We start from the raw sequence: 12609 nt of genomic DNA, 5'->3' as shown, positions 1-12609 counted from the left end.
TTGAGAGGTAATGGCAGTGCCTAATGTTTTATGGGCGTAAAGGATAAGTGTTGAAGATGAGCGACTAGGTAATCAATGAGGTATCTCACTTTTGGCATCAACAAACGTGTTGATGGCCAGCATAAATAAATGCCTGATGCTGGTAGTACGCGCCACTCAGGCATCAAATGTACTAATTTATTTTGCACTAATGCATCATAACAAAGGTAATCGGCGACAATACCGACACCAGCGTCAGACAAAACATAGTTAAGAACCGCAGCAGAATCGTCACAACGAAACGAACCATTTACAGTAACTGAGTGCTCAACTCTTTCATCACCTTCATGGATAAATTTCCAAATATTGCCAGCGGAACGATATCTTGTATAACGTATACAATCATAGCGAGAAAGGTCTGACGGAATTTGAGGTGCCCCAAACTTTTTAATATATTGAGGCGAGGCAACTAACAAGCGCTGATTGGACATTATCTTGCGTGCGACCAACGAGCTATCCGGTAAATCCCCAATCCTTATCGAGAGATCTATATTCTCTTCAACCATTTGCACATAACGGTCGTTATACGCTGCTTCAATTTCCACTTTAGGATAAAGCTCCAGAAAATCGGCAAGAAGCGAGGTAATATAACGCTGACCAAACGCCACGGGCATTGATATCCTTAAGAGCCCCTGTGGAGATCGGGTCATGGACGTTACTTCAGCTTCGGCAGAATTTAACAACTCATTAATCGACTGACAGTAACGCAAATAAATTGCACCAATTTCCGTTATTACAACACTACGTGTTGTTCTGTTTAGCAACCGCACACCTAAACTCTCTTCTAATCGTATGACTTTTCTGCTAATTGTCGAGGGGGTTTGCCTTAAAATTTTAGCCGCTGCAGCAAAACTGCCGGTCTCAACGACAGCAAGAAAGGCCATTATCAACCCCAAGAGTTCAGGATCTAAGCGATTTGAGATCTTATTTTTAAGATTATCAGCTCTGAAAGTATTCACTAATCCCTCATTCATTAATAATTTTAATCACTGATACGACAATTATCGATAAATCGCTAACGGTGAACGGGAGACATCTATACTTAATCGGTACTCTTTGATTCTAAAGTGTAGCATATCATATTTTTTTGAGAGAGAGTTCAGAGAGACTACGTCTCTCTACATTGTAAAGAATTTAAAAATATCTCACAGTGAACTGATTAGCCTTTTTTCCAGGTAAGTCGCAATACGCGTAGTTGTAAACGCAATAACAAAATATATTCCTGCAGCAACGGTTAAAACCTCGATTGGTCTGGAAGTACTGTCGGCAATAAACTGGCTTTGGAAAATCAAATCTGTCATGCCTACAGTAGAAACAAGTGAGCTTTCTTTAAAGATTGTCACTGCATTGGATAATAAATTAGGTACTGAGCGCAAGATAGTCTGGGGCAAAATGACATAAAGTATTTTGACTCTGGCAGAAAGGCCAAGCGCTATGCATGCATCAAACTGTTCTGAGCCAATTGATCGTTGCGCAGATCTAAATGTTTCACAACACAAAGCGCCCATATAGAGTGACAACGAAATCACAACAGAAATTGCGTTGCCAATATCCAGTCCCAGTATGATAGGCAAGCAAAAGAAAAACCAAAATAATTGTAATAAGACGGGCGTATCACGAAATATCTCCACATAGATGGTGGTGACACCTCGGACTAATAGATTCGTTGATGTGCGACCTAAACTCGCCAGAAAGCCGACAATAATGCCGATTATTAAACTAAGTGCTGTATAGATTAGTGTAATACGTAAACCCGTCCAAAGGGCATCCGAATATTGTAACAAGGAGCTAAAGTCAAGAGTATATTGCATCAAGAACGCCCTCTGATTCGGCGGTTTAGAACCTTTTCAAGGTGTGTAACCAATAGTGAAAACGGGATTGATAACATAAAATATATTACAGCAGCGACCGTGAACACTTCAATAGGCCGATAGCTTGACGTTGCCAAGTTTTTAGCCTGATACATAAGGTCGGCAATACCTACAATGGCCACAAGTGCAGACTGTTGCAGTAATCCGATCATATTCGTCATGAGTACTGGTATGGCAGTAATAAATGCCTGAGGGAAGACAACATACAGCGTGTAAACACGTTTTGTTAACCCCAAAGCAATAGATGCGTCATGGTGTGATGAGGGGATTGCCTGAATTGCTGCACGGTAAGCTTCTGCATTGTAAGCGGCAATGTTGAGGCTTAATGCCAGGATAGCCATTGGAATGGGATCAATATATATACCTAAGAAAATGGGTACACAATAAAATATCCAGACTAATTGTACTAAAGCTGGTGTACATCGAAAAATTTCTATATAGGCAATAGTTGGCCAACGAATAAATTTATATGGGCTCATGGCTAACAATGAAACGAAAAAACCTACAACGATCCCAATGAAGCCAGAAATGGCAGTTAGCTTCAATGTTATCACTATCCCCTGCAGCAGAATACCCAGGTTGTCAAAAACGAAATCAAAATTAAGAACATAGCTTCCCATTTTACTTTCCTATGCAATTTTTTCGACGTGCATTATTTTCTTAAGGAATTCTCGAGTTCGTTGGTTGCTGGGGTTTTCAAAAACCTGCTCAGGTGAACCATCTTCTACAATAACGCCATCAGCGCAAAAAATAACGCGTGTAGCAATGCGCTTTGCAAACCACATATCATGAGTTACGAGTATCATAGACATATTTTGAGAAGCCAAATCCAACATGAGGTTTTCAACTTCTACAACAAGCTCAGGATCAAGTGCTGAAGTTACTTCATCAAAGAGCATCATTTTAGGGTCTAACAACAGAGCGCGTGCTATCGCTACTCGTTGCTTCTGTCCGCCGGACAACATTGCGGGCGATGCATGTGCCTTCTCGGACAATCCAAGTAATGTCAACATCTTCATGGCTCGTTCAGTGGCTTTACTCCTACTCTCACCTCGTACTTTGACTGGCGATAATATAAGGTTACCAATAACAGAGAGATGCGGAAACAATGTATAATGTTGGAAGACCATTCCCACATTTTCACGCAGACGTTTATCAATATAATTTTCTTTGCCATGCACAGCGTTGACTTCAATATAACGTTGCCCTTCAATTTCAATAATACCAGCATCGATTTTTTCCAATCCCATAACGCAGCGAAGCAGCGTGCTTTTCCCACCACCAGAGGGACCGATAACGACTATTCTTTCCCCTGCTTTCATATCAAATGATAATCCAGACAAGACTTTCACGGTCGGGGAGTATTGTTTTCGTAAATTGCGAACAGATAATACAGGTGTATGCATTTTATTATCCTTAAGAAGGCAAGGTAATAACACTTGCCTTCTTACTTAATTGATTAAACGACAATGATTTTGTAGGTATTTTATTACCAGTCAGCCTTACCCAACATTATCTGACCATAATGAATCATCGAATCATCAACCTCACCTAAGGCGACTTTCTCTTCAAGGAAGATATTAAATACCGCAATATCACGGGGTTCCATACTCCGCGGCAACCCAAAACCAATGGCTTGTTTAATGAGTGCTGGCTTAGGGTTTAGCAAAGTCAGGTGATCACCTTGCGTTTTCTGGGCGAGAACTCCACCATCGTAAGGGAAACCACCTACGTCAACCTGACCTGAAAGAATGGCTAACTGGAGTGAAGCGAGTTGTGGAAGGCGAACAACTTGTGCACTTTTAAAGCGTTGAGTCACCGCTTTGTCTTGAGCGGTCCCTGCCACCACGCCTATTCTCATTCCAGGAACGTCTAAGGTCTTCAAATCAGGAGTAGGATGACCAACTTTTTCAGAATCGGTTCTGTAAAGGAAAGTCATTGCATCGTAACCGGCCGGTCCACTGAAACTGATAGCCAGAGCGCGCTGTGGCGTAAGGTTTAACGCAGGCGCCAGATCCCATTTGCCGGACTGAAGACCCGCTACGATGTTATCCCACGTTGTATCAACGAATACCACCTTAACTCCCAGTACGTCTGCAAACTCCTTACACAAGTCTAAATAGGCCCCACCATACTCACCTGTTTTTGGATTTTTCATAACATAAGGCGCAGCAATGGCTGCCGCACAACGAAGCTCTCCACGTTGCTTTACACCTTCCCAGTAATCACTCGCCAGGGTCTGTGTTGCAAATGACATTGTGCTTAGAAAAACGCACGCTGCTACAATCATGGAGAAAAACTTTGACTTGAACTCTAGAAATTTCATGTTATTACCCCTTAATTTTGGCCGAGGTTCCGGCGAATTTTGCGTTTGATTTTTTTAATCTCTTCCACCGAGTGGCGTACCTAAATAGAAGTCCCTATGCCAAGTAGATCCATTCTCGCTTTGTATTCACTGATGGCGTCTTTTTCTGGACAAGCTGTTAATTCAACGGATACTAAACAGGTATGGGCTGCGCATCCTTGACTAAACATTGAAGCAGGTATATCCAAAGTGAGCACATTAGGATTACCTGCGATATCAATATTTCCCTGTTCGGTCTGTGTCAGCCATGCTCCTGTTGGAAGAACCAAAACGCCGGGGCGCACTGCATCATCAACACAAAGGGTTACCAAACACGCACCCCGGCTATTCCAAACCTTCACAGTGCTATCTTGAGAAAGCTTGAAACGCAGGGCATCTTTAGGTGAAATCCTTGCTATTTCACGCCCCTTACGTTTATGAGACAAACTTGCCTCCCCAGTTTCTAATTGACTATGTAAACGCCCCTCTGGTTGATTGGAAATCATATGAAGCCTCTCTCCTACAGCTTCTGAACCCAGCCATTCTTCAGGTTCAATCCAGGTAGGATGAGCTGCACAATCCTCATATTGTAAAGAGCTGAGAAGCCGACTCGTCAGTACAATCTTTTTTGACTCTGTCATGAGAGGATTACCGCTGGGATCACTTCGAAACGCCTGCAGGTGTACCCCATGTGTTTTCACAGGCGTAGGTGTAGAGCCTTCAAGCCAGAATGTCTCAAACTCAGGCATGTCGAAGGCGTGTTCGTTACGGTTTACTGCCCGGGCATCCTCATATAGATATCGCAACCACTCCATCTCCGTTCGTCCTTCAGTAAAGGATCCACGTACGCCAAGATGCTCCGCAATATCTGAAAAAATGTCGTAATCGGACCTCGAAAGTCCAACTGGAGGGATTGCCTGTTGCATAGCAATTATTTTGTCACTTCGAGTGTTCGCTGCTAAGTCGTTGCGTTCAATTGAAGTGGTCGCTGGAAGAATGATATCGGCATGGAGTGCAGTCGCCGTAAAATAGGGGTCTTGTACGATGATAGTTTCTGGGCGACGAAAGGCTTCAGTTAACCGATTGAGATCTTGGTGATGGTGAAACGGGTTACCACCAGCCCAATAGACGAGACGAGTGTCTGGATAACGATGAGTATTACCCTCATAAGTGAATGTTTCACCGGGTTTGAGCAGAAGGTCTGTAATTCGCGCGCAGGGAATGAAAGTATTTATAGGATTTTTGCCTGCCGAAATTGCCGGGTTTTTCCCAACCGTTACCGGCCCTCCAACTCCACCGAGCGATGCATAGCCAAATCCTACTCCGCCGCCGGGCAAACCGATCTGACCACAAATCGCTGCAAGAGCAATTGCCGCCCAATAAGGTTGCTCACCATGATGAGCGCGCTGAAGGCTCCAGCTCATAGCAATCATGGTACGTGTTGTCGAAATTCGATCCGCGAGCTTTAGTATCCAGTCCGCATTGAGTTCAGTGATTTCAGCAGCCCACGCTGCATTCTTTTCAACTCCATCCTTATCTCCGGAAAGATAAGCTAAAAACTCTTCACTTCCGCTACAGTGAGTACGCAAAAATGCAGCATCATGCCGACCTAGCTTCACTACTTCGCAGGAGAGTGCAAGCAACAATGCAGTATCTGTATTAGGCCTGACCGGCCACCAATCTGCGCCTGCCGAAGCAGGAATATCATCACGTAAAGGAGAAATGTGAATGATCTTAACGCCGGCCGCGGTGATTTCTCGAAGACTTGTTTCAAAGGAATGCCTGGCAGAACCTCCTGCTTCATTCTGAGCAGTGCGAGGACTTAACGAGCCAAAAGCAAGCAGCGTCTGACTATGCTCGGCTACTGTATCAAAGGTTGTGCCTTTGCCAACCAGAGCATCGGTATCCCCCAGAACATGACGTAATATGACCGGGCCCGCTGCATAAGAATAGGTATCAACATGTCCTGTATACCCACCCACAAGATTTAACATTCTCTTGAGCATTGTGGACGAATGGTGAAATCGGCCACTGCTTGCCCAACCGTATGAGCCAGCAAAGATGGCTTCGTTACCAAATTCTGATTTTACGCGTTGGATCTCACCTGCAACGAGCCGGATAGCCTCGTTCCAGCTAATCGGAACAAATTCCTCTTGCCCGCGGGTCTCTTTGTTCTTATTTTCCAGCCAGCCTTTGCGAACCATAGGGGTGAGTACGCGACGATCCGTTTTTGCCCATTCTTTTATAGAATGAATAATCGGTGAGGGGTTTGGATCGTCTTTTGAAGGCTCTACACCAATGATCCTCCCTCCTTCAACAAGGATTGTGTAAGCTCCCCAATGACTACAATGTGAAACTCTACGAATATCAGTCATATTAATTACCCAAAGCAGATAATAAGGGAGGGTCAAAAAACGTCATCGTAAGCAAATAGCGCCGGCATTCCCCCGGTATGCAAGAATATAATTGGCCCCGAGCACTCACCCGATTGAACTCGATGAATAAGGCCTGCCATTGCTTTTCCGCTGTAGACAGGGTCAAGGAATATACCTTCAAGCCGGGCAACCAATTCCACAGCTTCTTTCATCTCTTCAGTGGGCTGCCCATACCCTGCCCCCACAAAGCGATCATCAACATTTATCTCTTTTTTATCAGCATTTGGAAATTGTGCTAATTCACTGCCTTCATTTACTATCTGGGAAATTTTTAACTTCAAGTCTGATTCGTTTGCAGCAACGGATATTCCCAGAACCGGCATATCCGTTCCTAAAATAAGTCCCGCCTGAGTACCTGCAGATCCTGACCCGGTAATGATTGTTGGATTTATAAGACCAACTGCCCGCGCTTGATCTTCAATCTCCCGTCCGGCAACTGCATAGCCGAGAGCACCAATAATATTTGAGCCGCCCAGAGGAACGACATAAACCTTATGTCCCTGAGCTTCTAAGTCTGTAATAGCCTGATTAACCGCAGTGTTCACATCTTCCCCCGCAGGTACGCGTTTTATGACAGCACCCACCAGGCGGTCCAGCGTAAGATTCCCCCCATTGGCATAGGCATCTGTTCGGCCAGCAACGGCTTCAGCCAGAACTAAAGTGCATGCCAATCCCAGACGAGCGGCAGCGGCGGCAGTTTGGCGCGCGTGATTTGATTGCAATGCGCCAACAGTGATTACCGCCGTAGCTTTTTGCTTCAATGCTTCAGCCATAAGAAATTCGAGTTTACGAACTTTGTTACCTCCTCCGGCAAAGCCCGTCAGGTCATCTCTTTTCATCCAAATCTCATGCCGCAGATGTTCAGATAGTCTGTCGAGTCGCTGCAAAGGAGTCGGGAACTGTGCGAGCGACACTCTGCTATAACCGTCTGTGTTTTCGAAGATATGCATCTTTATTCCTTTATATAAGAAAGTGTTTTAGAAATAATCGATTGTGCACATACGTAGCCCATCGTCATGTGCGGTCCAATTGTCGTGCCAGCACTTATGGCACGACTTCCAATTGGATTGGCCATCACATTACCTGCCGCATAAAGCCCCTGAATAACATCACCGGTGGTTGAAAGGACCTGTCCTTTTGCGTTGGTTAATGGGCCACCTTTTGTGCCAAGGATTGAGCGATTAATCGGCATTGCGTAATAAGGCCCTTTGCCAATTCCTCCGAGCGACAAGTTTTTTTCGCCAGCTTTCCAGTTCCCCGAACGCATGCGCTCCCAGAGCGCCTCGCCTCGGTGAAAATCAGGATCAAAATTTTGTTTGCAATAGTGGTTAAAAGTATCAACAGTATCTTCAAGCGCTTTCGGATCGAGACCAATTTTTTTTGCTAAAGCCGACAGTGTTGGCGCTTTTCGAATCCATCCTTTTGCACGAAATGCATACCATGCGAATGGCAAATTCCTATAGATAAAGGGCCGATCGCAGATTACCCAGGCGGGTAAATGAAGAGGATTGCCACTTTGGTCTCGCTGATTAAGTACAGCGCCTAAGTTGTAGTCATATTCACTCACAAAACGCTTGGCATAAGCATTGACGATTATGCCGCTAGGCCCTACATGCCATGCTACTGGCATACCATGCGCTCGCCCTTCATAGCGAACGGGTAAAGCAGGATGTACGTTGGCTTCAGTCATCTGATCCAATGCAGCGCCCACCTTTTCTGCAAGTGTAAGTCCGCCGCCGGTATTGGAATCAGGTGTACATAGCCAATCAGTCTTGCCTGCAAAATGCTTCTTATACCGTTTTGGGTCCCATTCAAATCCACCACTGGCTATTAATACGCCATGTTGGGCATTGATTTCTTTTCCATCACTCAACCGCACACCGACCACCGCCCCCTCTTGTGTCAAAAGTTCGGCTATATTTTGTTCGGTGCGCAGTTCTCCACCTTTTGCAATAAACCCTGCTATCAAACCAGTCATAAGCGCTGAGCCTTGCCCTCTTTGGCCAGTCAGTAATCTGCGAGCTAATTCAGGCCACATTTTCCAGATTGTATAGAACGGCCTGGACCATGGATTTGGAGTAAACATCTCCTGAAAGGTAAAAAGATGAGGTAAAGTTGAAGGCCGAATTCTCCTGGCGTAAGGCCCGGCAAGACGACGCGGGAGAACCATAGGCGAGAGATTTCGCCCATATGCTTTGGCACCTTTAACATCAATAGGGTCCGGGGCGGGAGTCAATCTGAAATCAAGCGGCGAATTATTCATCACCATTTGAAGCATAGCCCCCCCATTGTCACAAAGAGCCTTCCAATGATCCCGAAAGCGTGATGAACCTTCACTCTCCAGTGCATTTTCAATATAAGCCAGCGCTTCTTCCGGGCTGTCCTGAACGCCTTCAGCCTTAGCAATATGGTTAGCTGCTACCCAGGTATCAGCGCCAGACATTGCACTGGTGCCACCGACAAAATGGCTTTTCTCTAAAACAACCACTTTAAGACCAGCCACAGCCAGTGCGAGTGCCCCGGTCATCCCTGCGGCACCGGACCCAACCACAATGACATCGTAATCCTCACCGGTAGTTTTCACTGGCCTCATCGTTTGTTCCTCGAAATGTGAATTTTAATTACTTTGTATTATGGGGTGCCTTTCAATTAGTAATATGAGCATTTAAATAAGCACATATTGCTGCCTAGTTAATAACTCCTGAGCTCAAATATTACATTTTTACGTTGAGTTAGATATTCAAAAACAAGCACGGCACTAATGCGTATGGCGCACTAATAAAACAAACCTCACGGTATTATTAGCGTAAAGGCCACTTTAACCTTACTGCATCCTTAAAGATTAATTTTAAAAAGCGTAATGGCATAAGTTATTATTATGTACGTTATGCATAAACATAAGAAAAGGTGGGTGAGTAGAGATTCAATAGTCAACCCTTACTCGCCTGTCATCATATTTACTTATATAAAAAATAATCTCATCACAAGACCAAAATAGGATACGTTGCATTTTAAACGCCATCCAATACCGTTATCTTTTTGAAATAAGCACCATCACCTGAAGACAATCAGGTGATTAGCCTGTCTTACCAAGGATTAGCGGCTGAGTATCTCGCGATGACTCATCTCTCTATTTGGAACCTGGATTAATTATTCGTAAATAAATATTGGCTCTCCCAGCGCCTCTAAGTCGACATCAATACCAAGCCCAGGATTATCAGAAGGGAGTCGTCCGATAGCCCCTTGTGGCCAGTCGCCCAGCGTATAGGTCTGCTCGACGTAGGCAGTACAGAATGAGCCAGCTGCCAAATGACTCGCTGGTGTACTCGCAGCAAGATGCGCTGACGCTGCCGCAATAATACCGCCTCCTGCCATATCTTCGATTGTCACAGGTCGATTCCAGGCAACACAACAATCGCGCACCAGACTTAAGGGGAGTATCCCGCCAAATCGACTAAGTTTAAGCATTGCTAAATCAAATCCATCCTCCTTGTGTGCGCGGAATACCGCATCAATGCTGTCCAAAGATTCATCCAGCACCATTGGCTGAGTGATGCGGCGGCGCACTGATAAATTATCCTCTAATGTTCGGCAAGGTTGTTCGAGAATAAAATCCCTAGGCCCTAATGCATTTAAAAGAGAAAGTGCTTCATGTGGCATATAATTAGCGTTTGCATCCACAACCAGACGATCTAGTTTTGGAGCAACTTCCAGACAGGCTTCTACACGTTCAACATCAGCGCGCCAATCATTACCAATCTTGATTTGTACCGTACGGAACCCTTCATCGGCTAATTTAAGGCAACTGGCAGCCATAATTTCAGGTTCATCCATTACTGCCATTTTGAGCATTGGGAATTCTTTCTGCTGTATCCCGCCAAGGAGGTCAGCAATAGGCAACCCCGCAGCCTTTCCAGCAATATCCCAGCAAGCTATATCGACCGCTGTTTTCGCATACTGGTGACCTTTTACCGCTCTATCCATGATGTTATGGATAACTTTAAGCTGGCGCGGATCGGCTCCGATCAGTTCTGGACCTATTTCGGAAAGTGCGCCAATTGCACCTGAATGCAATGCCACCATATATTGAGCCGAGGAAGCATGTTCCCCCCACCCGCTGATCCCTTCATCAGTATCAATTCGGAGTATCAGACTTGGGAACTCAGTAAACTTTCGCCCTCCAGACAGACGAAATCCACCATTACGCACTGTATACTTAACCGCAAAGCCTGAAATTCTGACGATTTTCATTTTATTTACCTCCGGGTCTTTTATTGATAACGGTATAATAAATAATGCACATTTCTTCCCCATACCCAAAAAATCAGTCAAGAAGGAAAGTATTACGGTAAAGGCGCATGGCAAGATCTAACCCATCCTGCTGAGGGCCTTTGAATGCTCTTGGTGCCTGCTTTTCAATAGGAAGTGGGCGAGCCACCTTTCGCCCCATTGTTATATCCGCCACCATTCGGCCAAAGTAACTATTTGCTGCTATACCGCGACCATTACATCCTATCGTTCCAATTAATCCGTCTTCTGGTGATAACAATCTGGGAAGATGATGATTCGTCAATCCAATTGTCCCCTGCCAAACATGGCTCCATTGTGGTGCGGGAAGTTGAGGCCACAGGCGTTTCAAAACCCGCTTCCCCCAAGCTTCTATCGAACGTCTACTGTCGTCAGAAAGATTGCCCAGTGAACCAATCATCAATCGCCCCTCGGGGTCATAACGCAAAAAAAGCGGTATCTTGTGAGTATCGTAGAGAGAGTGGCCTGAGGGTAAAATGAGGCCTCGCAACTTTTTGTCCAAAGGACAAGTGGCAACCCCAAATGCACCACAGGTGACAAGGACTTGCGCAAATGCGGGATGTAAAGAACCTGTGTAAGCGTTTGTAGCCATAATGACTTTTTTAGCCCGAATAGGATGTCCCTCTACAGTAGAAACAATCCAATCAGCCCCCTCTCTGCTAAGGGAGGTGGCACGAACATTTTGGTAAAGTTGCCCCCCCTTTCTGAGTACAGCATTAGCTAATCCTCGAACGTAAGCCAACGGTTGAATAGTAAACCCCCTATAGTCCATTAAGGCTGTTTTCCAACGCTGTGAGCCCGTAATTTCAAAGAGTTTATTCCCTTCAAGAATCTCTACAGGCTGGCCTAAATCAGACCAAAGCTTAACCTGACGATGAAGCATTTGAGCAGTTTTAGTATCATGCGCTGCGCGGATGACCGGACGAAAATCTGCATAACAATTAATATCATGTTCGATAAGGATTTCTTTGACCAAATCAGGTCCTTTGCTGAGCTCATCAACAAAGATATCGCCATACTCGACGCCTAATATTGCTCTTATCTCATCGGGGCCAAGAAATTGCCCTGGATTCACCATCCCCGCATTTCGACCAGATGCGCCTTCCCCAAACTCACCGGCCTCGATCAACATTGCATCAACGCCGAGTTTTGTAAGCTGTAGCATTGCCGTCAGACCATTGATCCCTCCCCCTATCACCAATACATCGACATTTGCGTTGCTATTTAATGGTTTAGTTACCACGGACTCACCCGCAGTAGCAAACCACATTGACGAGGCAAGGGCATTCTCCTTTCCGGCAAAATGGCTTCGCTGTGCATTAAGTAAACCTGAAAAAATCGACATCCTTACTCCCAGGTGAGAATTTTTTATAAATTAAGATGAGCAGACCTATCTATAAAAACCATGAAATGAAGGATTAATAAATCAGTCCACACGCACGACATTAGTGTGTCTCGCGCATCAATTCACATCGATGAAAAGGATTCTATAAATTTCAAGATGACTTGGGGTCAGCACGCTTAGTAAACGGGCTTCTATCTTTTCACGCTCGGGTGCCTTAAGTGCTTATTCCGATGTTTATCTGGCTTACGACCGGCAGCAACATGATGG

Annotated in this window: 10 protein-coding genes; all 10 read right to left on the bottom strand. The window is 45.1% G+C overall.

Annotation, left to right across the window (positions count from 1 at the left end; translation table 11 throughout):
• Nucleotides 1-20: 20 nt before the first annotated feature.
• Nucleotides 21-998: a LysR family transcriptional regulator gene (locus tag AAZT04_RS08325; protein WP_158414308.1), complete on the bottom strand. Its 978-nt coding sequence runs from the start codon at nucleotides 996-998 to the stop codon at nucleotides 21-23.
• Between the two features lie 186 nt (nucleotides 999-1184).
• Nucleotides 1185-1850: an amino acid ABC transporter permease gene (locus AAZT04_RS08320; RefSeq protein WP_217138371.1), complete on the bottom strand. Its 666-nt coding sequence runs from the start codon at nucleotides 1848-1850 to the stop codon at nucleotides 1185-1187.
• Nucleotides 1850-2530, bottom strand: coding sequence for an amino acid ABC transporter permease (locus AAZT04_RS08315; protein WP_049132102.1), 681 nt, complete (start codon nucleotides 2528-2530; stop codon nucleotides 1850-1852). Before AAZT04_RS08315 ends, AAZT04_RS08320 begins: the two co-directional genes overlap by 1 nt.
• 9 nt (nucleotides 2531-2539) lie before the next feature.
• The gene (locus AAZT04_RS08310) at nucleotides 2540-3316 is read right to left on the bottom strand and encodes an amino acid ABC transporter ATP-binding protein (RefSeq protein WP_049132101.1); all 777 of its coding nucleotides are present in this window, start codon (nucleotides 3314-3316) and stop codon (nucleotides 2540-2542) included.
• Between the two features lie 83 nt (nucleotides 3317-3399).
• Entirely contained in the window at nucleotides 3400-4236 is an 837-nt protein-coding gene (locus tag AAZT04_RS08305; protein ID WP_217138372.1) for a transporter substrate-binding domain-containing protein, read from the bottom strand.
• An 80-nt stretch (nucleotides 4237-4316) separates the two neighbouring features.
• Nucleotides 4317-6629 (bottom strand): molybdopterin-dependent oxidoreductase, encoded by a 2313-nt coding sequence (locus tag AAZT04_RS08300; RefSeq protein WP_217138373.1) that lies wholly within the window; start codon nucleotides 6627-6629, stop codon nucleotides 4317-4319.
• A 32-nt stretch (nucleotides 6630-6661) separates the two neighbouring features.
• The gene (locus tag AAZT04_RS08295; RefSeq protein ID WP_425032319.1) at nucleotides 6662-7639 is read right to left on the bottom strand and encodes a D-cysteine desulfhydrase family protein; all 978 of its coding nucleotides are present in this window, start codon (nucleotides 7637-7639) and stop codon (nucleotides 6662-6664) included.
• A gap of 2 nt (nucleotides 7640-7641) precedes the next feature.
• A complete protein-coding gene (locus AAZT04_RS08290) occupies nucleotides 7642-9282 on the bottom strand; it encodes an FAD-dependent oxidoreductase (protein WP_258453431.1) in 1641 nt (546 codons plus the stop codon).
• Nucleotides 9283-9839: 557 nt separating this feature from the next.
• Nucleotides 9840-10940, bottom strand: coding sequence for a mandelate racemase/muconate lactonizing enzyme family protein (locus AAZT04_RS08285; RefSeq protein WP_049132097.1), 1101 nt, complete (start codon nucleotides 10938-10940; stop codon nucleotides 9840-9842).
• Nucleotides 10941-11013: 73 nt separating this feature from the next.
• Entirely contained in the window at nucleotides 11014-12342 is a 1329-nt protein-coding gene (locus AAZT04_RS08280; protein WP_425032317.1) for an NAD(P)/FAD-dependent oxidoreductase, read from the bottom strand.
• Nucleotides 12343-12609 lie beyond the last annotated feature (267 nt).

The organism is Serratia sp. Je.1.23.a (genome assembly GCF_051129805.1).
GTDB lineage: Bacteria > Pseudomonadota > Gammaproteobacteria > Enterobacterales > Enterobacteriaceae > Serratia > Serratia liquefaciens.
This window is presented reverse-complemented; position numbering and strand designations above follow the sequence as displayed.